Here is a 21,620-nt window from a genome sequence, read left to right as displayed (position 1 = left end):
TAAGGACGCTACCAGACATCCGCCCTTAAAGCGACGCTTGTCCCGTTAACATGATCAGATGGCGACACAGCGACCTGGAGGCAGAACCGCGCAGGTGCGCGAGGCCGTCCTCGAGGCGACGGCCGACCTCCTCGTGGACGGCGGCCTCGAGGGCGTCGACCTCAGCGAAATCGCCCGCCTCTCGGGCGTGAGCAAGTCGACGGTGTACCGGCGGTGGGGCACGGTGTCGGCACTGGTGGCCGACCTGCTCGTGGACATGGCCGACACGTCGTCGCCGCGCCCGACGACCGGCAGCCTGCCCAAGGACCTGCGCGGCATCGCCCGGTTGATCCAGCGCACCCTCGCGGACCCTCGACAGGGGCGCCTGTTCGCGGCGATCATCGCCGCCGCTACATGCAACCGCGATACAGGAGACGCCCTCGCGCAGTTCTATCGAACGCGGACCGACGTGTTCGCGCCCGCGATCTCCGAAGGGATCGCCAGGGGCGACGCGCCCGAGGGGACAGAACCCGCCGACGTCATCCGACACCTGTCCGCGCCGCTCTACTACCGCATGTTGACCGGCAACGGGGCACCCGATGACGACGATGCCGACCGCGCGACACGGGCGACGCTCGCAGCGCTCGCGGCGGGGGTGTTCATCCGCCCCACCGCGTGACGAGTCAGCCCTGCAGGAGGCCCGTCAGGTCGGGCAGCCACGCGCGATCGGCCGGCACCCAGTCCAGGCCCTCGATGTCCGCGCCGCCGACCCAGCGCAGCGCGCGGTGGTCGTGCGGGTGCAGCACCCCACCGGTGCGCGTGACCAGATACGCCCGCAGCGTCGCCGTCTCACTCAGTGCGACATCGGCCCCGAGGCGCGCGCCGACGGACACCTCGATTCCCAACTCCTCCAACAACTCTCGCTGCAACGCCCGGGCGTCGCTCTCGCCTGCGGCCACTTTTCCGCCGGGCAGCTCCCAGCACCCGGCCAGCTCGGGCGGGCGGGCCCGTTGCGCCACGAGCAGCGTGCCCTGCTCGATCAGCGCTCCGGCGACGACAACCAGGGTGGACACGGCCGCACACGGTATACCGTCGATGCCATGGCCGTGTTATCAGACGACGACGTCGACGCTGTCCTGCCCGAACTCGACGGTTGGGAGCGTTCAGACGGCGCCCTGCGCCGCAACGTGGATTTTCCCGCGTTTCTCGACGGCATCGACGCCGTCCGGCGGGTGGCCGAGCGCGCAGAAGCTGCCGACCATCATCCTGACATCGACATCCGATGGCGCACAGTGACTTTCGCTCTGGTCACCCACTCCGAGGGCGGCATCACGGACAAGGACGTGGCGATGGCACGCGAGATCGACGGCCTCCTCGGCTAGCGATCCAGCCCAGCGTCGCCAACGTCGCGACGATGTAGATCAGACCGGCCCACGCGAGGTACCAGGGCCGGGAGATCTCCCAGATGGTCGGCTGGGCGAAGCTGAGCAGCCACGGCACGCCGATCAGCGTCAGCGCCAGCCACCCCCACCCCAGGAGCCGAGCACCGACTTCCGCGCGCAAGGGGCCGTGCAGCAGCCAGATCATGAGCGGGATCAGCCACACCCAGTGGTGCGTCCACGAGATCGGCGACAGCAGCAGTCCGAACATCGAGACGATGACGATCGCACCGAGCCGGTCGTTCGCGCCCCCGATCGCGCGCCACGCCAGCACCGCCAGCACGGCCGTCACCGTGATGCCGGCCAGGACCGCGGGGCCGTAGCCGGCGTCGTGGCCGAGGATGCGCGACACGCCGCCGCGCCAGGACTGGTTGAACGACGTGCCGATCGGGCCGACACGTCCGGCGTCGCCGAGGAGGTCGGTGAAGTAGAACCGGGCCTGTTGACCGATCACCAGCAGCGACACGCCGATGGTCGCGAAGAACACCACCGCGGAAAAGGCCACCGTCGCCCAGCGGCGTGCGCCGGCGAAGTACAGCCCCGCGGCGGCCGGGGTCAGCTTGATCCCGGCGGCGAGGCCGACGAGCAACCCTGACAGCCACCACCGTCTGCTGCGCACCGCGAGCAGGATGGCCAGCACCAGAACGACGTTGACCTGGCCGTAGTCGAACGTGCTGCGCAGCGGTTCGGTCCAGATGCCGACCGCGGTCCACGCCATGGCGACACGACGGTCGCCGGCTGCGGACGGCTCGGTCAGCAGACCCTGGCTGACCCGCACGACACCATACAGAGCAGCCATGATCCCGATCGACCACAGGAAGGCCACCACCCCGAACGGCAACAGGTGCAGCGGGTAGAACACCACCGCGGCGAACGGCGGGTAGGTGAACGGCAGTGGGAAGTCCGGGGTCTGGTCGGCGTAGACGTAGTCGTAGAGGGTGCCGGGCCGGTCGAGGGCGGCCGCGCCACCGACATAGACGTGCAGGTCGACGAAGTTCGCCCCGTTGGGCAGCAGATAGGTCCACGCCAGCCGGGCGGCGATGCTCAGGATCAGCAGCACGGGGGCCGCGGCAGACAGCCGGGCTGCCCACCGTGAGCGCGATGCCGCCTCGATGGTGTCGATGGCTCCGACTCTATCGACGACCCGGGCGCTCGATCACCATCTGCCTTCACGTCCGTAACGGTTGAATAAATGCCACTCATGTCACTTGAGTAACTCTAGTAACAGGCTAGCTTCGGGTTCAGGCGTGCCACTACATCGATTGGGAGTTCTCATGCACCGCACCCGGAAACTGTTCGCCACCACGATGATTGCTGCGGCAGGAGCGGTGACGGCTGCTGTTGCCCTCAGCGCGGGAGCAGCCGCTCAACCGGCCGCTCCGGCGCCGGCACCGGCCGTGCCCGGCCTGCCGTTCCTGCAGCAACTCGCTGCCAACCCGGCGGCTGCCACGCAGCTCATGCAGGGTTTCGCCAACCTGATGGGCGGCGCCCCCGCCGCCGCGTCCGCGACCACCAGCGCCGCCACCGCGCCGCTGGCCCCCGCCCCGGGAGCCACCGCGTCGCTGACGCTGCCTCCGAGCGTCAACGCACTGCCGGGCGCAGTCGCCGCGCTGCCGGAGACGCTGCCCGCCGCCATGCCGACGGTGACGGCCACTCCGGGCACCGTGCCCGCCGGCAACACCACCACGGTTCCGCCGGTCAACACGCCGGCCGCCGCATCGCCGCTGTCGGGTCTGACCGATGTGCTCGGCGCGCCCGGCAGCCTGGCCTCGCTGCTTCCGGGCGGGTCCCCGCTGTCCAGCCTGCTGCCCACCGGCGGTGCTGCGACCACACCCGCCGCCCCCGCGGCACCGGCAGCTCCGGTCGCAGCTCCGCTGCTCTCGGCTCTGCCCTGATCCCGCCAGCCCGATAACCGCCCATCCGACACGAGGGGAACCATGTCAACGATCAGGACGATGCTCACCACCGCCTTGGCGGTGAGTTCATCGACCGCGTTGCTGGCGGTCGGCGTGACCGGCGTCGCTCACGCCGACCCGGTGGCGCCGCTGCCGATCGACGGGCTCACCGCACCTGGCCTGCCCGCGGTGCAGAGCATCGGGCCGGTCATCCAGCAGGCCGCGGCCGACCCGTCGAATGCGGCGTCGATGCTGATGGCGGCCGCGGCGGTCTTCGCCGGCGACGCCGCGGCACCGACGCCGTCGCGGGATGTGGCGTCGGCGGTCAACCAGTTCGTGCAACCCGTCGCGCATGTTCCGGCGGCGGGCGCGGTGCCGGGCACGGAGGCTCACCTTCCGGCGGGCGTGAACCCGGAGTTCGCGGTGGGCCCGGCTCCGGACGCCGCGCCGGAGGTGGCGCACATGGTGACGCCGCAGGCGGCGCTGCCCGGGCCTGACCCGGCGGCGGCCCCGGCGGCGGCCCAGGCGGCAGTGCCCGCGCCAGCTCCCGATCCGGCGGCAGCTCCGGCCGCCACGCCGGTCGCTGCGACGACCCCGGGCGGCGGCGCATTCGGGCCGAATACCCCTGTGACGCAGGACTTCCTGTATCCGTCGATCAGCAACGGCTGCCTGGCGGACGGTGGCAACGTGCTGGCAACGGCCATCTCGGTGGCAGGCCCGGCGGCGATCCCGCTGCCCGGACCCGGCCCCGGCCAGACCGCCTACGTGTTCACCGCGGTCGGCACGCCCGGTCCCGCGGCCGAGCAGAAGCTGCCGCTGAACGCCACGTGGGTCAACCTCACCACGGGCAAGTCGGGCAGCGTGACGCTGAAGCCCCGGCCGGACATGAACCCCCAGGGGCCGACGACGTTGACGGCCATCGCCGACACCGGCTCCGGCAGCATCATGTCGACGATCTTCGGTCAGGTCACCACGACCGAGAAGCAGTGCCAGTTCATGCCGACGATCGGCTCCACGGTCGTCCCCTGACCTGGCACCCCCTCACCGCGGAATAGCATTCCTGGTCGTCAATGGCGACGATCAACAGCCAGGAATGCTATTCCGCGGTTTGGTCAGTAGGCCATGAACAGGATGGCGTCGCGGTCGTAGTCGCGGCCGGGGTGCACCTCGGACAGATGCGCCTTGGCCTTCTCGACCAGATCATCCTCGTCCTTGCCCTGAATGGCCTCGCCGCACGGGCAGCTCAAGTGAGTCTTCATAGACATCACAATGGCACACATGGACGTCTGCGACGTGATGCGTTCGACGGGTGCAGTCCGGCAGTTCACCGGCGACCCGCTCCCCGACGAGACGCTGTACCGAATCCTCGACCATGCACGGTTCGCGCCGACGGGCGGCAACCGTCAGGGAGTGCGGGCGATCGTGGTGCGTGACCTCGATACCCGTGCGGCGCTGGCTACCCTGAGTGAGACCGGCGCGCGCCGCTACACGGCCCAGAAAGCGAACGGCGAAGGGCCGTGGAATCCGTTGCGGCCCATGCGAGTTCCTCCCGAGCAGGTGGCGGCCACCGAGGTGCCCGCCGCGATGACGGCGCCGCTGCACAGCGCGGCGGTGGTTCTGGTGGTCTGTGTCGATCTCGGCGTGGTGGCCGCGACGGATCAGGACCTCGACCGCATCGGCGTGATCGCCGGCGCGTCGGTGTACCCGTTCGTGTGGAACGTGCTGCTGGCCGCCCGCAACGAGGGCTTCGGCGGCGTGCTGACGACGATGGCGGTGGCCGAGGAGCCGCGCGTCAAGGACCTGCTCGGCATTCCCGACGACTACGCCCTGGCCGCGGTGGTCCCGCTCGGTCGACCGCAACGGCAGGTCCGCACGCTCACCCGCAAGCCGGTGGCGGATTTCGTGACCTCGGAACGCTTCGACGGCGTGCCCTTCTCGAACGCCGGTGTAGCCGTGAGACCGTGAAGAGATGGCAGCGACGCTGGGGTACGCGACGGCCGGCGGGCCGGCGGCGGATCTCGCGGACCAGCTCGCCGACCTCGCCGCCTCGGGTGTCGACTCGAGGCGCATCTTCACGGATCGGGCAGCCGGCTCGGCGGACAAGATGCGGCCGGGCCTGATCGCACTGCTCAGCTATGCCCGCCCGGGCGATGCGGTCGTGGTGGTCAGCCTGGATCGGCTGGGACGCTCCTCAGCTGAGGTGGCACACATCGTGGCGGACCTGACGGGCCGCGCAATCACGGTGCGCTGCTTGGCCAGCGGCCTCGACACCGCGAGCGCGACGGGTCGAGCTGTGGCCGAAGTCCTGACTGAGCTGGCGGCGCTGGACACGACGCTCGACAGCGAGCTCAGGTCGTAGCCTTGGCCGCCTTGGCTTCCTTGCTCTTGGCCTTCATCTCCTTCTTGTAGGAGCGCACCTTCTGCAGCGAGCCGGTGTCCTTCACATCGGCCACCGACATGTGGCTGCCGGCCTTGCCGTAATCACCGGCAGCGGCACGCCACCCCGACGGCGTGACGCCGTACTGCTTACCGAGGAGTGCGAGGAAGATCTTGGCCTTCTGCTCGCCGAAACCGGGCAGCGCCTTGAGACGGCGCAGCACGGTCGCACCGTCGGCGCCGTCGGACCACAGTGCGGTCACATCACCGCCGTACTCGTCGACGATCGTCTGCGCCAGTGCCTGCACGCGCTTGGCCATGGACCCCGGAAACCGGTGCACCGCAGGGGTTTGCGCACACAGGGCGGCGAACTGCTCGGGGTCGTGGTCGGCGATCGTCGCGGCGTCGAAGCCTCCCATGCGGTCGGCGATCTTTTTCGGCCCGGCGAAGGCCACCTCCATGGGGATCTGCTGATCTAGCAGCATGCCGACCAGCAGCGCGAAGGGACTTTCGTCGAGCAGAGCGTCGGCGTCTGCGTCCTGCGCCAAGCAGAGATTCACAGTCATGCCAGCAGCTTAGGCGGCCCCGACATCGGCCATGAAACCCTCACCCAAACGGCTGCGAGATTGCCACGGACGAAACTATTCTGCATGTCTGCACCTAGGGGGAATGACGACATGATGCGACGCGTTGCGGCCTCACTGTTCGCGGCGGCAGCCGCCGCGCTGACTCTCGCCGGAACCGCCCACGCGATCCCGGATCAGGGCACGCCGGCTTTCGACGCCTACCTGCAGGGCTTGCAGCGCAACGGCTACAACCTCAATCCCGACACCGCATGGCGGGTGGCACATCAGGCATGTATCGGCGGCATCCCGGGGTACATCGGCCTCGAGCTGGCCGCCCAGGGCGTCATCGGCCCCGGCGCGCAGGAGCGCGTCTTCGACGTCGCCCGAAAGTACGCCTGCCCCGTGCAGTGACGCGCGCCGTGCGGTGGCCGGCCGCCGCACGGCCGCGGCCTACCATCGACAACTGAACATCTGGCGAGGAGCGTGATTCATGTCCGGCCAGCTCGCCATCGCCCTCACCGTCGCGCTGATCGTCATCGCGGTGGCGGCCGTCGTGCTGGCGCTGCGAACCCGGCGGGTGGTCGCGACACCGACCGAGCGGGCTGTGCACGCCGCGCTGCACACCGCATCCCTCGCCGCCCGCGCGTTACGCCAGGGCCTCACCCCGGACTCCGCCCGCGAGGCGGCGCCGTTCCTGCGGGAGCTCACCGGCACCGACCGGCTCGCTCTGTTCGACGGCACCGGCAAGCTGCTGGCCTGTGATCCCGACGATGCGTGGGACGCCGACGTGCGGGACGCCTGCGCGACCGCGGCTGTCGATTCGCTCTCCGGTCAGCGCCGCGTGATGGGGCACGCCCCGACGTCCGCGGTCGTCGCTCAACCACTGCTCGCCGACGGCGGCGACGTGCTCGGCGTCCTGGTCGTGGTGACGACGCGCTCCCCCGGGCCCGGTCTGCTCGGCGCTGTCGGCGAGGTGGCCCGCTACGCCGCGAGTCAGATTGAGCTGGCCGAACTCGACGCGTCGCGCGCCCGCCTCGACCGCGCCGAGGTCCTCGCGCTGCGCGCGCAGATCAGCCCGCACTTCCTCTACAACTCGCTCAACACCATCGCCTCGTTCGTCCGCACCGACCCCGATCGTGCCCGCGAACTCGTCCTCGAGTTCGCCGACTTCACCCGCTACTCCTTCCGCGCCGCCGGCCAATTCACCACGCTGGCCGAAGAACTGCGCAACATCGACCGCTACCTCACCCTGGAGCGGGCCCGCTTCGGCGACGCGCTGCGGGTGCGGCTGCAGGTCGCGCCCGAGGTGCTCACCGTCACGGTCCCCTTCCTCGCTCTGCAACCGTTGGTGGAGAACGCCGTTCGACACGGCTTCGCGGGCCGCGGCAGTGGGTCCATCGAGTTGATCGCGCGAGACGAGGGCTCCGACTGCGTCATCTCGGTCGAGGACGACGGTGTCGGCATGGACCCCGAGGTACTGCGTTCGGGAACGGGAGACGCGCTCTCGACCGGCACCGAGGGCGCCTCGGCGCACGTCGGGCTCACCAATGTCGACCATCGACTGCGCGCCGCCTTCGGCAACGATTACGGTCTGGTGGTCGAGACAGCGATCGGCGCCGGCACCAAGGTGACCATGCGGGTGCCCAAGTTCCGATCCGGCGTACGGGCCGACGGAGGGACGTTCGGGGTGGGTCGAAGTGGCTAGGCGTGTGTAGGCAGTGAGCAGATCCCTCACCGTTCTCGCGGTCGACGACGAGGTCCCCGCGCTGGACGAGGTGGCGTACCTGCTGAGCCGTCACGCCGACATCGGCGAGGTGGTCCGCGCGGGGGACGCGACCTCGGCGCTGCGGGAGCTCAATCACCGTCGCATCGACGCGGTCTTCCTCGACATCAACATGCCCGGGCTCTCGGGCATCGAATTGGCCGGGGTGCTCGCCCACTACGCGCAACGGCCGGCCATCGTGTTCGTCACCGCCCACGACGACAAGGCCGTCGCGGCGTTCGATCTCGGCGCCGTCGACTACCTTCTCAAGCCGATCCGCGACGACCGTCTCGACGAAGCCGTCCGTCGCGTCGTGACGTCCCTCCCTGCCGACACGCCGCCCGAGCGCGACGACGACGACTCCGACGTGATCCCCGCCGAACTGGCGGGCGTCACCCACCTCATCCCCCGCGACACCATCAGCTGGGTCGAAGCCGAAGGCGACTACGCCCGCCTCCATTCGGCGTCGGGTGCACATCTGGTGCGGATACCGCTGAGCACCCTGGAAAACCGTTGGAGCGAGCGCGGATTCCAACGTGTCCACCGCTCCTACCTGGTCGCGTTGCCGTTCGTGACCGGTCTGCGCACCGCCGACGGCGCGGTTCTGGTGCTGCTACGCGACAACGGCGCGTCACCGGCGGTCGAACTGCCCGTCAGCCGCCGCCAAGCCCGCGAGCTGCGGGACCGGGTGGTGCGCACTCCCATGCGCAGCCTGCGTCCCGGAGGTAGCGATGAGTGACCGTCCGCAGCGGCAACGAGTGGTGCTCGCTCACCGCCGCGGCGCCCGCATGGTGCGCACCCGCGTCGAGGTGCAGGAGCAGACCCAGGTGGGCGACGCGTTGGTGCGTGGACTCGTGCGTGCGCAGCTGGGTCTCGCGTTGCGGCTCGGCGCGGTCGTGGTGTGCCTCGTCGGTGCGATCCCGGTGATCTCCGCGCTGTTCCCCGCTCTGGGCGCGGTGACGGTGCTCGGTTTGCGGCTCAACTGGCTGGTGCTGGCCGGCTTGGTGTATCCGCTGCTGTACGGCATCGGCTGGGCCTACGTGCGCCTCGCCGAACAGGGCGAACGTGACTTCGTTGGCGTGGTGGACGCCGAACCGTGACCGGTTCACCTCTGACCGCCGCCGCGCTGCTGGCCGCGGCCGGCGCGACGATCGCGATCGGCGCGTACGGAGTTCGGTTCTCCCGCACCACCTCCGACTTCCTTGTCGCTTCGCGCACCGTCGGGTCGCAGTGGAACGCCGCGGCGATCTCAGGTGAATACCTGTCCGCGGCATCGTTTCTCGGCGTGGCCGGGCTGATCGCCAAGTACGGCGCCGACGCGCTGTGGTACCCGGTGGGTTTCACCGCAGGCTATCTCGGTCTGCTGCTGTTCGTCGCGGCCCCGTTGCGCCGCTCCGGCGCCTACACGGTGCCCGATTTCGCCGAGTTCCGGCTCGGCTCGCAGCGGCTTCGCAAGATCGCGATGATCGTCGTGGTGGTGATCTGCGTCCTCTATCTGGTACCGCAGTACCAGGGTGCGGGCTTGACGCTGAGCACACTGCTCGGCACGCCGGTGTGGTTGGGGCCGTTGACTGTCGGCGCGATCGTGCTGACCAACGTGGTGGCCGGAGGCATGCGCTCGATCACGTTCGTGCAGGCATTCCAGTACTGGCTGAAGCTGACCGCGGTCGCGATTCCCGCGCTCGCGCTGGCAGGTCTGTTCCTCGGCGATCGAGGCGGCGAGCTCGGCGGCACCCTCCCCCCGACGGTCACGCAGGACACCACGGTGGCCATCGACACCGACGTCGTGGTCCAGGTGGTCGCGCCGGCGGGAATCACGGTCACCGGCACGCTCGACGGACGTCCGGTCGCCGACGCACCCGTCGGCGGCGCGGGCGAACACACCCTCGGCGCCGGCAGCACACTGCAACTGGCTGCCGGGGCGGCGACCCCGGTGGTCGCGGGCACCCCCGCCGCCGGGGCCGACTGGATCGCCTCGGGCGGCGGGTTGGGCGGCGCCCACCCGATGTATCAGGTGGTGTCGATCATGGTGGCGACGTTCCTGGGCACCATGGGCTTGCCGCACGTACTGGTGCGCTTCTACACCAACCCCGACGGGCGGGCGGCGCGGCGCACGGCCCTGGCGGTCATCGCGCTGCTGGCGCTGTTCTACCTGTTCCCGACACTGCTGGGCGTGTTCTCCCGGCTCTACGTGCCGCAGCTGCTGATCACCGGAACCGCGGACGCGGCGGTGCTGCTGGCACCCGGCTCCGCAGTCGGTGGTGCGGCCGGGCAGCTGCTGGCGGCGCTGGTGGCCGCGGGCGCGATCGCTGCGTTCCTGGCCACCTCGTCGGGCCTGCTGGTCAGCTTCGCCGGGGCGCTGGCCACCGACGTGCTGGGCGGCCGCGTGCGGGACTTCCGGGTGGCCGCGGTGATCGGTGGTCTCATCCCGATTCCGTTGGCGCTGGCCGCATCCGGCGGGCTCGAGCTGTCCCGCAGCGTCGGACTGGCGTTCGCGGTGGCGGCCTCGACGCTGTGCCCGCTGCTGGTGCTGGGCATCTGGTGGCGCGGCCTGACCGCCGCGGGCGCCGGGTGGGGACTGGTCGTCGGCGGGTTGCTGTCCGGGGTGGCGGTGACCGTCGCGGTCGCCGGGGGCGTCGACGACGACGCCGGAGGAGGCTGGCCCGCGGTGCTGATCGGATATCCCGCCGCGATCAGCGTGCCGTTGGCATTCGCGACGATGATCGTCGTCAGCCGCCTCACCCGCACGTCGGTACCCGCCGATGTGGCGCAGACATTCGCACGGATGCACCTGCCGGAGAACCTCGGGATGGTCATCGAGCGGGTCCCCGACACGTAAGCCGCTCGTCGTCGTCGACCGACCGCTCACCGCAGCGCTGCCCGACCTCGTCGTGTTCACCTGATTGGGCCTGTTTTTGTGACCCACATCTCAACTACGGTCGCTGCACAGCCGGTTCACAGCAGTCAGGAGCGACATCACCGTGTCCGACACCGACCTACCCATCCGCCCGGACGCGATCAGCGGGCAGCGCTATCTGGAAGTCCAGGCCAGCCCTGAGTTCCAGGAGTTGCGAAACAGACTGCGCCGCTTCGTGTTCCCGATGACCGCGATCTTCCTCGTCTGGTACGCCGTCTACGTGCTGCTGGGCGCCTTCGCGCATGACTTCATGGCCACCAGGGTGTGGGGCGACATCAACGTCGGGCTGATCATCGGCCTGGGCCAGTTCCTGTCGACCTTCCTCATCACCGGCCTCTACGTCCGCTTCGCCAACCGCGAGCTCGACCCGCGCGCCGAGGCGATCCGCTCTGAGCTGGAAGGCAACCTCCGATGACCACCGTCCTCGCGGCGTCCGAGACCGTCGGCAACCCGATCGCGAACATCGGCATCTTCAGCCTGTTCGTCGTCGTCACGATGATCGTGGTGATCCGCGCCAGCAAGCGCAACGCGACCGCCGACGAGTTCTTCACCGGCGGGCGCGGCTTCTCCGGCCCACAGAACGGCATCGCGATCGCCGGCGACTACCTGTCGGCGGCCAGCTTCCTCGGCATCGCGGGCGCCATCGCGGTCTACGGCTACGACGGCTTCCTGTACTCGATCGGCTTCCTCGTCGCCTGGCTCGTGGCGCTGCTGCTCGTCGCCGAATTGCTGCGCAACACGGGCAAATTCACGATGGCCGACGTTCTCAGCTTCCGGCTCAAGCAGCGCCCGGTGCGACTGGCCGCGGCCACCAACACCCTGACGGTGTCGCTGTTCTACCTGCTGGCCCAGATGGCCGGCGCCGGCGGGCTGGTGGCTCTGCTGCTCGACATCCGCAGCCGCACCGGTCAATCCGTCGTCATCGCGGTCGTCGGCGTGCTGATGATCGTCTACGTGCTCGTCGGCGGCATGAAGGGCACCACGTGGGTGCAGATCATCAAGGCCGTGCTGTTGATCGTGGGAGCCGGCTTCATGACCGTGATGGTGCTCGCCAAGTTCGGGCTGAACTTCTCCGAGATCCTCGGATCCGCGCAGTCGGCCATCAGCGGTGCCACCACCGAGGGCGTCGCCAAGCGTGACGTGCTCGCGCCCGGCGCGCAGTACGGCGGCTCGCTGACCTCGCAGATCAACTTCATCTCGCTGGCACTGGCGCTGGTGCTGGGCACCGCGGGTCTGCCGCACGTGCTGATGCGCTTCTACACGGTGCCCACGGCCAAGGAGGCTCGGCGCAGCGTCGTGTGGGCGATCGCGCTGATCGGCGCTTTCTACCTGTTCACCCTGGTGCTCGGCTACGGCGCGGCCGCCCTCGTCGGCCCCGACCGCATCCTGTCCGCCGCCGGCGGGGTGAACTCGGCGGCGCCGCTGCTGGCGTTCGAACTGGGTGGCGTGATCCTGCTCGGCGTGATCTCGGCGGTGGCCTTCGCGACCATCCTCGCTGTCGTCGCCGGCCTGACGATCACCGCGTCGGCGTCCTTCGCCCACGACATCTACGCCTCAGTGCTCAAGAATCACAAGGTGACCGAGGCCGAGCAGGTGCGGGTCTCCCGGATCACCGCCGTGGTGCTCGGTGTGCTGGCGATCGGTCTCGGCATCCTCGCCAACGGACAGAACGTCGCGTTCCTCGTCGCGCTCGCGTTCGCCGTCGCAGCAGCGGCCAACCTCCCGACGATCGTGTACTCGCTGTACTGGAAGCGGTTCAACACCCGTGGCGCGCTGTGGAGCATGTACGGCGGGCTGATCTCGACCATCGTGCTGATCGTGTTCTCCCCCGCGGTGTCGGGCGCCAAGACCGCGATGATCCCGGGCGCGGATTTCGCCTGGTTCCCGCTGGCCAACCCCGGCATCGTGTCGATCCCGCTGGCCTTCGTGCTCGGCATCGTCGGCACCCTGACGTCGTCGGACCGCGGCAACCCGGAGGTCAACGCCGAGATGGAGGTGCGATCGCTCACCGGCATCGGTGCGGAGAAGGCGGTCGCGCACTGACCCGGTCTGCGGAATAGCCTCGGCGGGTATGCCGCTGAGAATGTCCGTGCACCGTTACTCGATGGCCCTGCTGGGCTACGCGTTCGCCGCGATCATGGTCGGCACGACGCTGCCCACACCGATGTACGCGCTGTTCGCCGAGGAACTGCACTTCCATGTGCTGACGACGACGATCATTTTCGCCGCGTACGCCGGCGGGGTGCTGTCGGCACTGCTGCTGTTCGGCCGCTGGTCCGACGTGGTGGGACGACGGCCCGTGCTGCTGGCCGGGATCGTGATGGCGGCGGCTAGCGCGGTGGTGTTCGTGCTCGCCGATTCGGTGCCCGAACTCCTGATCGGCCGGGTGCTGTCCGGACTGTCGGCGGGCCTCTTCACGGGGACGGCGACGGCGGCGGTGATCGAGGCGGCGCCGCCGGCGTGGCGGGACCGCGCGGCCGCGGTCGCCTCGGTGGTGAACATCGGCGGGTTGGGCCTGGGTCCGGTCCTTGCCGGTGTGCTCGTGCAGTACGCGCCGCGCCCGCTGGACCTGAGCTTCGTCGTGCACCTGGCCCTGACGGTCGCCGCCGCGGTCGCGGTGTTGTGCTCACGGGAGACCTCCCCGCGGCAGGGCCGGCTGGGGCTGCAGCGTCTGGCGGTGCCGCCGGAGGCTCGGCCGGTGTTCGTCGTGGCCGCGCTGGCGGCGTTCGCCGGGTTCGCCGTCACCGGCCTGTTCGCCGCGGTGGCACCGTCGTTCCTGGCCGAGGTCATCGGCATCGGCAACCACGCGCTGGCCGGTCTCATCGCCGGCACGATCTTCCTCGCCTCGGCACTCGCCCAGGTCGCGGGGCGAACCATGAATCCCGAACGGGCCGTAGCCGTCGGCTGCGCCATTCTGATCGCCGGCATGGCCACGTTGGCAGTCGCCCTGCATGTCGGCTCGCTGCCGGGCCTCATCGCAGCGGCTGTCGTGTCCGGCATCGGCCAGGGCATCAGCTTCAGCCGCGGGCTGGCCGCGGTGTCCGAGCGCACCCCGCCCGACCGGCGCGCCGAGGTCAGCTCCACCTACTTCGTCGTGGCCTATGTCGCGATCGCGGTTCCCGTGGTCGGTGAGGGCCTGGCCGCCCAGGCGTGGGGACTGCGCACCTCGGGGGTGGCGTTCGCGATCGCGGTCGCCGTGCTCGCGGCCGGCTGCCTGGTCGCGATCCTGAGTGCTTCTACTCATTCGAAGGATGCCGCGCCGCAGCTAGTTTCGGCGCATGAGCCGACGGACGCAGCTTCCCCGCCCCGATGAGGTAGAGGCCGCCACACCGGCCGAGCGGGACCGCGCGATCGACGTCATCCGCATCACCGCCCTGCTCGGCGTGGTCGTGGGCCATACCGTGATGGCCACCAGCACGATCCGTGACGGCGTGTTCGTGTGGACCAACCTGCTGTCAGTGTCGCCGGTGTTCCAGGCACTGACATGGGTCTTCCAGATCATGCCGCTGTTCTTCTTCGCCGGCGTGGCCGCCTCGGTGCAGACGTGGACGCCCGGTGCGAGCTGGGGCGAGTGGTTGATGCGCCGCTGCACCCGGCTGTACCGGCCGGTGTTCTCCTATCTGGCGTTCTGGGCGGTGACGCTGATGGTGGCGCGAGAGGTACTGCCGGTGCACGTCTACGAACCCGTCGCCGGCATCTCCATCCAGCTGCTGTGGTTTCTCGGCGCCTACGTCCTGGTGCTCGCCACGGTGCCACTGCTGGCCCGGATCACCACGACCCGGCGCTTCGTCGCAACGGTGGCCGTGCTCTACGGCGTGGTCGCCGGCGTCGACCTGTTACGCATCACCGTCGACGGCTGGTCGGCGCTCGGCTACGTGAACTTCGCGATGTGGTTGATCCCCGGGGCTTTCGGGGTCGCCTACCGGCGCGGCCTCGTGCGCGGGCGCACCGCGCTGACGACGGCGGTCGTCGCGTTCGGCGTCAACGTGGCGCTGGTGGTGTTCGGCCCGTACGAGCTCAGCCTGGTGGGGTTGGAGAGCCAGCATCTGAAGAACATGACGCCGCCGTCGCTGCTGCTCGCCGGACACGCGATCATGATGTGCGCGTTGGCAATTGCCGCTGCGCCCGCGATCGGCCGGTGGGCGCGCCGGCCGCGGGTGTGGTGGGCGACGGCGATCGGCAACTCCGGGGCGATGACGCTGTATCTGTGGCACATCCCGCCGCTGCTCGGCGTCCATCTCGCGTTCGACTACCTGGGCTACCCGCGCTTCGATCCCGCCGCACCGGACTTCGCGATGGTGTCCGTCCTGCAGGTGGCGATCATGGCGGCGGCGGTTGCTGCGGCGTTCGTCGCGCTGCGTCCGCTGGAGAACGGTCCACTTCCGTTGTGGGACGGCGGTTTCGTGGCCGCGCCGGGGGCGCGCAGTGCCGCCGTCGGTGCGCTGCTGTGTATCGCCGGGGCGGCGACGCTGGCGTCGGTCGGATGGGGCCTCAAGGATCTCGGCCTACCGCTCGTGGCCGTGATGCTGTGCGCGCTGATCGCGGCACGGGCGCTGGCCCGCGACGTGCGCCCGGTCTTTCAGCCGCGCGAGGCGGCCGCTGCCGGCAGGTGAGCTAGCCGCTCTTGCGGCGGAACTCGCGACGGTTCTCGACCGGGCCGTGCGCCCGGGGTTGCTTCGTACCGCCGTCGCGGTGGGCGGAGCCGCCGCCCGCCTGAGCTTTCTTGCGCTCCAGCGCCTCACGGAACTTGCGCTTGTTGTCGTCCTCGGGAGTATCCGACGACCCCGACGACCCGGCCGACCCTTGGTTTGCCATGGCGCAAGCCTAACCGCTCACCGCTTGCCGGGCGGCATCCCGTAGAGGTGTCCGATGGGTAGCCGCATCAACACCCGCCGATCGTCGACCATCGCGCGGCGGTAGTCGTCCCAATCGGGGTGCTCCCCGGCGATCTCGCGGTAGAGCTCGACCAACCCGGCCACGGTGTCGTCGTTCGGGTTGGCCGCCGGCGGCGTGAGCACGGCATCGCCTTCGGCCACCGCGTAGGCCCAGCCGTCGTCGGAACTGACATGGATGGCGGCGCGGGGATCGCGGCGCAGGTTGCGCGTCTTGGCCCGCGGTTCGGTGATCGACACCGAGATCGTCAGCGTCCGCGAATCGAAGTGATACGACACGTTCGACAACTGCGGTCTGCCGTCGCGTTTGAGGGTGGCCAGCACTCCCAGCGAGTTCCCGGCGATCAGCGCCAACAGCTTGTCGTCGAACACGTCGCGTGTCATCACCTGAGGGTACGTCGGTGCGGGAAGTGGAATGATCGAACAGGTGGACCCGTTACACGGCGCGGCGACCCCGCGATGACGCGATATGCCGCGCTGTTGCGCGGGGGTGAACGTGGGTGGGGTGAAGCTGAAGATGCCCGAGGTCGCTCGTGCCCTGTCCGATGCCGGCTTCACCGATGTGACGACGGTGTTGGCCACGGGCAACGTGCTGCTGAGCAGTCGAGCCGGAGCCGCCGGGGTGCGCACGAAGGCCGAGAAGGCGCTGCGTGACGAATTCGGCTACGACGCTTGGGTTCTGGTGTACGACATGGACACGTTGGCCGCCATCTCCATCAACTACCCGTTCGAGCGCGAGCGCGACGGTCATCAGTCCTACGTCACGTTCGTCAGCGACCCCGACGTGTTCGACGAACTGGCCGCGCTGTCCGCCGGGCCGAAGGAGAAGATCGAGGCGGGCGACGGCGTCGTCTACTGGCAGGTGCCGAAGGGGTCGACGCTCGACAGCACCGTCGGCAAGACGATGGGCGACAAGAGGTACAAGCCCTCGACCACGACCCGGAACCTGCGCACCATCGACAAGCTGCTGGCAGCCTGAGAAGGAAGACCATCGATGACACGAGCACCCAAGCACGCCGCCGATCTGACCGGGGTCTCGGAGACCGCGCTGATGACGCTCGCGGTGCGCGCGGCTGAGGCGCGCCGACCCGACGGCATCATCGACGACCCGATGGCTATCCATCTGATGGACTCGATCGACTTCGATTTCGCGAAGTTCGGTTTCACGCGCAGGCAGGACATGGCGTTGCGGGCCAACCTGTTCGACAAGTACGCCCGTCGCTATCTGCGTGACCATCCGAAGGCGACGGTGGTGGCGTTGGCCGAGGGTCTGCAGACGAGCTTCTACCGACTCGACACCACCGGCGGGGTCGGCCACGACTTCTCGTGGCTCAGCGTCGACCTGCCGCCGATGATCGAATTGCGGCGGGCCATCCTGCCGCCGTCGGATCGCATCACCGAGCGCGCGCAGTCCGCGCTCGACTTCAGCTGGATGGACGAGGTCGACACCGAGAACGGGGTGTTCGTCACTGCCGAGGGACTGCTGATGTATCTGCAGCCCGAGGAGGCGATGTCGATCATCACCGAGTGCGCCGCCCGCTTCCCCGGCGGTCAGATGATCTTCGATCTCCCGCCGTCGGGAGTCGCCGCGCTGATGCGCCGCGGGATGCGCACATCGCTGCGCTACCGGGTTCCGCCGATGCCGTTCTCGCTGACCGTCGCCGAGCTCGCCGATCTGGCGAACACGGTGCCCGGGGTGCGGGCCGTCCACGATCTGCCGGCCGAACCGGCCCGGGGCCGTCTGCTCAACGCTCTGCTGTGGACATGGCAGCGGCTCCCGCTGCTCGACCCGTTGCGGCCACTGACCACGCTGCTCGAATTCGGCTGATCAGCCGAACGCCGCCTCCACGTAGCGCAGCGCCTGCCCCTTCCCGACCCCCAACGCCCTGGCGGCCGACACGTAGGTGTGCGCGGCGCTCGCCAGCGCCGAGTCGGCCGGATCCGAGCTCGCGACGAAAGTGCCGAACCGGCCCCGGGTTTCCAGGATGCCCGCGGCTTCCAGCTCGCGATAGGCGCGGGCGACGGTGTTGACCGCCAGACCGAGCTGGCCGGCCAGTTCCCGCACGGTGGGCAGACGCGTCCCCGGCGTGAGCCGGCCGTCCCGAGTACCCTCGATGATCTGCGTTCTGAGCTGGTCGAACAGCGGCCGGGCCGCTTGCGTGTCGACGTGCACCCAATCCCCCAACTCGGCCACGTGCTCAGTATCGCCCACAGAGACTAGTTTGGTGGAGTGCAGGTGACGGTCTTCAGCGGCGCCGGGATCTCGGCCGAAAGCGGTGTGCCGACGTTCCGGGACGTCGAGACCGGGCTGTGGGCCCACGTCGATCCCTACGAGATCTCGAGCTCGGACGGCTGGCGGGCGCATCCCGACCGGGTGTGGGCCTGGTATCTGTGGCGCCACCACATGATGGCCACCGTCGCACCGAACGACGCACACCGCGCCGTCGCCGCCTGGCAGGACTACGCCGACGTCCACGTCGTCACCCAGAACGTCGACGATCTGCACGAGCGGGCCGGCAGCACGAAGGTCTACCACGTGCACGGCAGCCTCTTCGAATTCCATTGCGACCGCTGCGGAACCGCGTATCAGGACGCGGTGCCCGACATGCCCGAGCCGGTCGAGTCCGTCGACCCGCCGCGGTGCACGGTCTGCGGCGGGCTGATTCGGCCCAACGTGGTGTGGTTCGGCGAGTCGTTGCCCGACCAGGCCTGGCAGCAGTCGGTCGACGCGGTGGTCGGCGCCGACGTCGTCGTCGTGGTCGGGACGTCGTCGGTGGTCTATCCCGCGGCCGGGCTGCCCGAGATGGCGGTGGCCAGTGGCACCCCGGTGATCGAGGTGAATCCGGAGCCGACACCGCTGTCGCGAAGCGCCACCGTGTCACTGCGTGAGAAGGCGGGCACTGCACTGCCCGGCCTGCTGCAGCGCCTGCCCGCCCTGATCGGGTAGGACCGATCCGGCTAGCGCTCTTGCGCGCCGATCAACGCCTCGGAGATCACCCCGGCCGCCTTCTCGAGCGCGGGCACAGCACGAGCAACGACGTCTTTGCCCATCCGTCCCACAGGACCCGAGATACCGACGGCCATCGGAGTCGGAGCCCCCGGCACGGCCATCGCGACCGAGCGGACGCCGATTTCGAACTCCTCGTCGTCGACGGCGTACCCGTCGGCGCGCACGCGCTCCACGTTGGCGAACACCGCGGACAACGTGGACGCGCTGTTCCCCGTCGGCGCCGGCAGTCCCGACTGCGTCACCAGTTTCAGGATGCGCGCATCGTCGAGCTCGGCCAGGACGGCCTTGCCGACGCCGGACGTGTGCAGGCCCAACCGCCTGCCGACCTCGTCGGTGGCCCGCGACATCTGTGTCGACGCGACCTGCTCGGTGTAGATCACCATGTCGCCGTCGAGCACCGCCAGACTCGCCGTCTCGGCCAGGTCATCGACCAACGACTGCAGCACCGGACCGGCGACCGCACCCAACTGTCGATTGGCGACCACTCCGAGTCGAATCAGCCTGGGGCCCAACGCATAGCGACGATTCGGCAGCTGGCGCACGTAGCCGAGGGTGACGAGGGTGCGCAGCAACCGGTGGATCGTCGGCGGCGGCAAGGGCGACTCCGCGGACAGTTCGGTCAGCGAGCACTCACCGCCCGCGCGCCCGATGAGTTCCATCAGCTCGAATGCACGCTCGACCGACTGCACGCCGCCTGATCTGTCCGCCATGTGTCCACTCCCGGCCCGCTGATGTGTATCCATTGAACAGGCCGCGAATGAGTTCCACAATTCGGAAGTCTTTGTCCGCATCGCGGCGCAGCATGTACATTTTTCAGCTCGCGCACTAAACTCCACAATGCGGAATTTGATGCGAGTTCTTCACGCCGACAGGGGGCCCCACGTGACACGATCCCTCGGCGACGCGGTGCTCGCCGATATCGATCGTCGTCTCGCGGCCACCGATGCCCGACTGGCGGACCGATATCCCGGCGACGACGGCCGCCGGCAGCCGGTCCACACCGTCTACGTACCCGGTGACAAGTATTCGGCGACCATGCCCGCCGACTGGGGATCTGCCGCGCTCGCCGCCGCGAACGATGCGCACGGACTCGACGCCATCGCCGACATGGTCGGCGATGGCGGTGACACCGATTGCGAGCCGGAGACTCTCGCCGCACTGGTCGAGAACAAGCTGACCACCGAGCCGATCGAAGACCTCCGCATCGACTTCGAAGACGGGTACGGCACGGTCGACGACGCCACCGAGGACGCCGATGTCAGGCGCGCGGTCACCGCGCTGCGCAGCGCACTCGACGCCGGCACCTCGACGCCGTTCGTCGGGACGCGCTTCAAGTGTCTGGAAGCGGGCACCCGGGCACGCGGGCTCCGCACACTCGACATGTTCGTCACCGGACTCGTCGACAACGGAGGCCTGCCCGAGGGCCTCACGCTCACGCTGCCCAAGGTGACATCCGTCGAGCAGGTCGAGGCCATGGTGGCGGTGGCGAGTGCACTGGAAGCCGCGAATGGATTGCCGGACGGGCGGATTCGCTTCGAAGTGCAGGTCGAGACACCGCAGGCGATCCTCGGCGCCGACGGCCGCGCGCCCGTCGCGCAGTTCGTCCACGCCGGCCAGGGCCGGGTCAGCTCGCTGCACTACGGGACCTACGACTACTCGGCATCACTCGGCATCGCCGCTGCCCACCAGTCGATGGAACATCCGGCGGCCGATCACGCCAAGAACGTCATGCAACTCGCCGTCGCGGGCACCGGTGTCCACCTGTCCGACGGCTCGACCAACATCCTGCCCGTCGGCGACCCCGACAACGTCGCCATGGCGTGGAAACTGCACGCGCGCCTGGTCCGACGCCATCTCGAACGCGGCATCTACCAGGGCTGGGATCTGCATCCCGCCCAACTGGTCACCCGATACCTGGCGACCTATGCGTTCTATCGCGGCGCCTTCGCCCCGGCGGCGAACCGGCTCCGCACCTACGCCCACGAGCTCGACTCGACCGTCATGGACGAGCCGGCGACAGCGCGGGCACTGGCCAACGTGATCCATCGCGGCAGCGTCTGCGGCGCCCTGACCACCGACGAGATCGAGACGGCCGTCGACCTTCCCCTGTCCTCCGTGCGCGACATCGCGCTCGGCCGCCGACCAAGGAGCTCCCAGTGACCCACCCAGTGACCGGAGCGTCGTACTACACGCCCCGCGGCGGCCTGCCCCCGCAGACCGATCTGCTGACCGACCGCGCGATCGTCACCGAGGCCTACACGGTGATCCCGCGCGGCGTCCTCTCCGACATCGTCACCTCGGTGTTCCCGGAGTGGACCGATACACGTGCGTGGATCATCAACCGCCCCGTCGCTGGCGGCGCCACGACGTACTACCAGGCGATCGTCGAGGTCGCCCCCGGCGGCGGAGCCACGCGCCCCGAGCCACAACCCGAGGTGGCGGGCTTCCTGTTCGTGACGTCGGGTGCGCTCACCGTCGACGCGGCAGGTCAGTCACGAACGCTGACCGCGGGCGGCTTCGCCTACCTTCCGGCGGGCACCGAGTGGTCGGCCGCCAACAACGGCGACGACAGCGCGACGTTCGTCTGGATCCGCAAGCGCTACGAGGCCATCGATGGGCACGCCCCCTCGGTCCAGTTCGGCAACGAGCAGGACATCGAGCCGTCAGCCATGCCGGGAACCGACGGCAAATGGCGCACCACGCGCATGCTGGACCCCCAGGACCTTGCATACGACATGCACGTCAACATCGTCACGTTCGAGCCCGGCGCCACGATCCCGTTCG

General features: G+C 69.4%; 27 protein-coding genes and 1 pseudogene. 20 read left to right on the top strand and 8 right to left on the bottom strand.

Annotated features, from left to right (window positions below; translation table 11 throughout):
• Positions 1 to 58 precede the first annotated feature (58 nt).
• Complete coding sequence (locus PGN37_RS25670; protein WP_335333798.1) at positions 59 to 658, top strand: TetR/AcrR family transcriptional regulator; 600 nt, start codon at positions 59 to 61, stop codon at positions 656 to 658.
• A gap of 4 nt (positions 659 to 662) precedes the next feature.
• Here PGN37_RS25670 and PGN37_RS25665 read toward each other — a convergent pair whose 3' ends face one another.
• A complete protein-coding gene (locus tag PGN37_RS25665) occupies positions 663 to 1,052 on the bottom strand; it encodes a (deoxy)nucleoside triphosphate pyrophosphohydrolase (RefSeq protein ID WP_335333797.1) in 390 nt (129 codons plus the stop codon).
• A 27-nt stretch (positions 1,053 to 1,079) separates the two neighbouring features.
• Here PGN37_RS25665 and PGN37_RS25660 point away from each other — a divergent pair, with 27 nt between their 5' ends.
• A complete protein-coding gene (locus tag PGN37_RS25660; protein WP_335333796.1) occupies positions 1,080 to 1,361 on the top strand; it encodes a 4a-hydroxytetrahydrobiopterin dehydratase in 282 nt (93 codons plus the stop codon).
• On the opposite strand, the gene PGN37_RS25655 is transcribed toward PGN37_RS25660, so the two are convergent.
• Positions 1,309 to 2,541 carry a mannosyltransferase gene (locus PGN37_RS25655; RefSeq protein ID WP_335333823.1) on the bottom strand — a complete coding sequence of 411 codons (1,233 nt, stop codon included), beginning with the start codon at positions 2,539 to 2,541 and terminating at the stop codon, positions 1,309 to 1,311. The two genes, PGN37_RS25660 and PGN37_RS25655, sit on opposite strands and share 53 nt — an antisense overlap.
• A gap of 151 nt (positions 2,542 to 2,692) precedes the next feature.
• Between PGN37_RS25655 and PGN37_RS25650 the strand changes: the two genes are divergently transcribed.
• Positions 2,693 to 3,313, top strand: coding sequence for a hypothetical protein (locus PGN37_RS25650; protein ID WP_335333795.1), 621 nt, complete (start codon positions 2,693 to 2,695; stop codon positions 3,311 to 3,313).
• Positions 3,314 to 3,355: 42 nt separating this feature from the next.
• Entirely contained in the window at positions 3,356 to 4,342 is a 987-nt protein-coding gene (locus PGN37_RS25645) for an Rv1157c family protein (RefSeq protein ID WP_335333794.1), read from the top strand.
• 83 nt (positions 4,343 to 4,425) lie between these two features.
• Here PGN37_RS25645 and PGN37_RS25640 read toward each other — a convergent pair whose 3' ends face one another.
• The gene (locus PGN37_RS25640; protein WP_241207105.1) at positions 4,426 to 4,572 is read right to left on the bottom strand and encodes a DUF1059 domain-containing protein; all 147 of its coding nucleotides are present in this window, start codon (positions 4,570 to 4,572) and stop codon (positions 4,426 to 4,428) included.
• A gap of 19 nt (positions 4,573 to 4,591) precedes the next feature.
• Here PGN37_RS25640 and PGN37_RS25635 point away from each other — a divergent pair, with 19 nt between their 5' ends.
• Positions 4,592 to 5,278, top strand: a complete 687-nt coding sequence (locus PGN37_RS25635) for a nitroreductase family protein (protein ID WP_335333793.1) — start codon at positions 4,592 to 4,594, stop codon at positions 5,276 to 5,278.
• A 4-nt stretch (positions 5,279 to 5,282) separates the two neighbouring features.
• Positions 5,283 to 5,672, top strand: coding sequence for a recombinase family protein (locus PGN37_RS25630; protein ID WP_335333792.1), 390 nt, complete (start codon positions 5,283 to 5,285; stop codon positions 5,670 to 5,672).
• Here the strand turns inward: PGN37_RS25630 and PGN37_RS25625 are convergent.
• Positions 5,662 to 6,255, bottom strand: a complete 594-nt coding sequence (locus PGN37_RS25625) for an HhH-GPD-type base excision DNA repair protein (protein ID WP_335333791.1) — start codon at positions 6,253 to 6,255, stop codon at positions 5,662 to 5,664. The genes PGN37_RS25630 and PGN37_RS25625 overlap by 11 nt on opposite strands.
• Positions 6,256 to 6,369: 114 nt before the next feature.
• Here PGN37_RS25625 and PGN37_RS25620 point away from each other — a divergent pair, with 114 nt between their 5' ends.
• From PGN37_RS25620 to PGN37_RS25580, 9 genes are all read left to right on the top strand, one after another.
• A complete protein-coding gene (locus tag PGN37_RS25620) occupies positions 6,370 to 6,666 on the top strand; it encodes a DUF732 domain-containing protein (RefSeq protein WP_335333822.1) in 297 nt (98 codons plus the stop codon).
• 79 nt (positions 6,667 to 6,745) lie between these two features.
• Complete coding sequence (locus PGN37_RS25615) at positions 6,746 to 7,960, top strand: sensor histidine kinase (RefSeq protein WP_335333790.1); 1,215 nt, start codon at positions 6,746 to 6,748, stop codon at positions 7,958 to 7,960.
• A 13-nt stretch (positions 7,961 to 7,973) separates the two neighbouring features.
• Complete coding sequence (locus PGN37_RS25610; RefSeq protein WP_335333789.1) at positions 7,974 to 8,756, top strand: LytR/AlgR family response regulator transcription factor; 783 nt, start codon at positions 7,974 to 7,976, stop codon at positions 8,754 to 8,756.
• Positions 8,749 to 9,117 carry a hypothetical protein gene (locus PGN37_RS25605; protein ID WP_335333788.1) on the top strand — a complete coding sequence of 123 codons (369 nt, stop codon included), beginning with the start codon at positions 8,749 to 8,751 and terminating at the stop codon, positions 9,115 to 9,117. The genes PGN37_RS25610 and PGN37_RS25605 overlap by 8 nt, the downstream gene beginning before the upstream one ends.
• Positions 9,114 to 10,856, top strand: a complete 1,743-nt coding sequence (locus PGN37_RS25600) for a sodium/solute symporter (RefSeq protein ID WP_335333787.1) — start codon at positions 9,114 to 9,116, stop codon at positions 10,854 to 10,856. Before PGN37_RS25605 ends, PGN37_RS25600 begins: the two co-directional genes overlap by 4 nt.
• Before the next feature lie 142 nt (positions 10,857 to 10,998).
• Positions 10,999 to 11,349 carry a DUF485 domain-containing protein gene (locus PGN37_RS25595; protein WP_335333786.1) on the top strand — a complete coding sequence of 117 codons (351 nt, stop codon included), beginning with the start codon at positions 10,999 to 11,001 and terminating at the stop codon, positions 11,347 to 11,349.
• Positions 11,346 to 12,977, top strand: a complete 1,632-nt coding sequence (locus PGN37_RS25590; protein ID WP_335333785.1) for a solute symporter family protein — start codon at positions 11,346 to 11,348, stop codon at positions 12,975 to 12,977. Before PGN37_RS25595 ends, PGN37_RS25590 begins: the two co-directional genes overlap by 4 nt.
• 40 nt (positions 12,978 to 13,017) lie before the next feature.
• Positions 13,018 to 14,247 carry an MFS transporter gene (locus tag PGN37_RS25585; protein ID WP_335333784.1) on the top strand — a complete coding sequence of 410 codons (1,230 nt, stop codon included), beginning with the start codon at positions 13,018 to 13,020 and terminating at the stop codon, positions 14,245 to 14,247.
• Complete coding sequence (locus PGN37_RS25580; protein WP_335333783.1) at positions 14,213 to 15,547, top strand: acyltransferase family protein; 1,335 nt, start codon at positions 14,213 to 14,215, stop codon at positions 15,545 to 15,547. Before PGN37_RS25585 ends, PGN37_RS25580 begins: the two co-directional genes overlap by 35 nt.
• Position 15,548: 1 nt before the next feature.
• Here PGN37_RS25580 and PGN37_RS25575 read toward each other — a convergent pair whose 3' ends face one another.
• On the bottom strand, positions 15,549 to 15,749 hold the full coding sequence (locus PGN37_RS25575) for a DUF5302 domain-containing protein (protein WP_335333782.1): 201 nt from the start codon (positions 15,747 to 15,749) through the stop codon (positions 15,549 to 15,551).
• A 17-nt stretch (positions 15,750 to 15,766) separates the two neighbouring features.
• The gene (locus PGN37_RS25570; protein ID WP_335333781.1) at positions 15,767 to 16,210 is read right to left on the bottom strand and encodes a PPOX class F420-dependent oxidoreductase; all 444 of its coding nucleotides are present in this window, start codon (positions 16,208 to 16,210) and stop codon (positions 15,767 to 15,769) included.
• A gap of 75 nt (positions 16,211 to 16,285) precedes the next feature.
• On the opposite strand from PGN37_RS25570, the pseudogene PGN37_RS25565 reads away from it, so the two are divergent.
• Positions 16,286 to 16,805, top strand: a pseudogene (locus PGN37_RS25565) (DUF1697 domain-containing protein).
• A 15-nt stretch (positions 16,806 to 16,820) separates the two neighbouring features.
• Positions 16,821 to 17,654: a class I SAM-dependent methyltransferase gene (locus PGN37_RS25560; RefSeq protein ID WP_335333780.1), complete on the top strand. Its 834-nt coding sequence runs from the start codon at positions 16,821 to 16,823 to the stop codon at positions 17,652 to 17,654.
• Here the strand turns inward: PGN37_RS25560 and PGN37_RS25555 are convergent, their stop codons facing one another.
• On the bottom strand, positions 17,655 to 18,020 hold the full coding sequence (locus PGN37_RS25555; RefSeq protein ID WP_335333821.1) for a GntR family transcriptional regulator: 366 nt from the start codon (positions 18,018 to 18,020) through the stop codon (positions 17,655 to 17,657).
• A 36-nt stretch (positions 18,021 to 18,056) separates the two neighbouring features.
• Between PGN37_RS25555 and PGN37_RS25550 the strand changes: the two genes are divergently transcribed.
• Positions 18,057 to 18,773, top strand: a complete 717-nt coding sequence (locus PGN37_RS25550; RefSeq protein WP_335333779.1) for an NAD-dependent deacylase — start codon at positions 18,057 to 18,059, stop codon at positions 18,771 to 18,773.
• 11 nt (positions 18,774 to 18,784) lie between these two features.
• Here the strand turns inward: PGN37_RS25550 and PGN37_RS25545 are convergent, their stop codons facing one another.
• Entirely contained in the window at positions 18,785 to 19,546 is a 762-nt protein-coding gene (locus PGN37_RS25545; protein WP_335333778.1) for an IclR family transcriptional regulator, read from the bottom strand.
• Between the two features lie 172 nt (positions 19,547 to 19,718).
• Between PGN37_RS25545 and PGN37_RS25540 the strand changes: the two genes are divergently transcribed.
• On the top strand, positions 19,719 to 20,996 hold the full coding sequence (locus PGN37_RS25540; RefSeq protein WP_335333777.1) for a DUF6986 family protein: 1,278 nt from the start codon (positions 19,719 to 19,721) through the stop codon (positions 20,994 to 20,996).
• An 8-nt stretch (positions 20,997 to 21,004) separates the two neighbouring features.
• Positions 21,005 to 21,620 (top strand): cupin domain-containing protein (locus PGN37_RS25535; RefSeq protein ID WP_335333820.1); only part of this gene is annotated, 616 nt, incomplete at its 3' end.

It is taken from the genome of Mycobacterium kyogaense (genome assembly GCF_036946525.1).
Lineage (GTDB): Bacteria > Actinomycetota > Actinomycetes > Mycobacteriales > Mycobacteriaceae > Mycobacterium > Mycobacterium kyogaense_A.
Note: the sequence above shows the minus strand (reverse complement) of the source record. Positions and strands in the feature narration are given on the sequence as shown.

Coding starts and splice junctions, on each gene's coding strand:
- PGN37_RS25670 (WP_335333798.1), top strand. CDS start 59: ATGGCGACACAGCGACCTGGAGGCAGAACCGCGCAGGTGCGCGAGGCC.
- PGN37_RS25660 (WP_335333796.1), top strand. CDS start 1,080: ATGGCCGTGTTATCAGACGACGACGTCGACGCTGTCCTGCCCGAACTC.
- PGN37_RS25650 (WP_335333795.1), top strand. CDS start 2,693: ATGCACCGCACCCGGAAACTGTTCGCCACCACGATGATTGCTGCGGCA.
- PGN37_RS25645 (WP_335333794.1), top strand. CDS start 3,356: ATGTCAACGATCAGGACGATGCTCACCACCGCCTTGGCGGTGAGTTCA.
- PGN37_RS25640 (WP_241207105.1), bottom strand. CDS start 4,572: ATGAAGACTCACTTGAGCTGCCCGTGCGGCGAGGCCATTCAGGGCAAG.
- PGN37_RS25635 (WP_335333793.1), top strand. CDS start 4,592: ATGGACGTCTGCGACGTGATGCGTTCGACGGGTGCAGTCCGGCAGTTC.
- PGN37_RS25630 (WP_335333792.1), top strand. CDS start 5,283: ATGGCAGCGACGCTGGGGTACGCGACGGCCGGCGGGCCGGCGGCGGAT.
- PGN37_RS25625 (WP_335333791.1), bottom strand. CDS start 6,255: ATGACTGTGAATCTCTGCTTGGCGCAGGACGCAGACGCCGACGCTCTG.
- PGN37_RS25620 (WP_335333822.1), top strand. CDS start 6,370: ATGCGACGCGTTGCGGCCTCACTGTTCGCGGCGGCAGCCGCCGCGCTG.
- PGN37_RS25615 (WP_335333790.1), top strand. CDS start 6,746: ATGTCCGGCCAGCTCGCCATCGCCCTCACCGTCGCGCTGATCGTCATC.
- PGN37_RS25605 (WP_335333788.1), top strand. CDS start 8,749: ATGAGTGACCGTCCGCAGCGGCAACGAGTGGTGCTCGCTCACCGCCGC.
- PGN37_RS25590 (WP_335333785.1), top strand. CDS start 11,346: ATGACCACCGTCCTCGCGGCGTCCGAGACCGTCGGCAACCCGATCGCG.
- PGN37_RS25585 (WP_335333784.1), top strand. CDS start 13,018: ATGTCCGTGCACCGTTACTCGATGGCCCTGCTGGGCTACGCGTTCGCC.
- PGN37_RS25580 (WP_335333783.1), top strand. CDS start 14,213: ATGAGCCGACGGACGCAGCTTCCCCGCCCCGATGAGGTAGAGGCCGCC.
- PGN37_RS25575 (WP_335333782.1), bottom strand. CDS start 15,749: ATGGCAAACCAAGGGTCGGCCGGGTCGTCGGGGTCGTCGGATACTCCC.
- PGN37_RS25570 (WP_335333781.1), bottom strand. CDS start 16,210: ATGACACGCGACGTGTTCGACGACAAGCTGTTGGCGCTGATCGCCGGG.
- PGN37_RS25560 (WP_335333780.1), top strand. CDS start 16,821: ATGACACGAGCACCCAAGCACGCCGCCGATCTGACCGGGGTCTCGGAG.
- PGN37_RS25545 (WP_335333778.1), bottom strand. CDS start 19,546: ATGGCGGACAGATCAGGCGGCGTGCAGTCGGTCGAGCGTGCATTCGAG.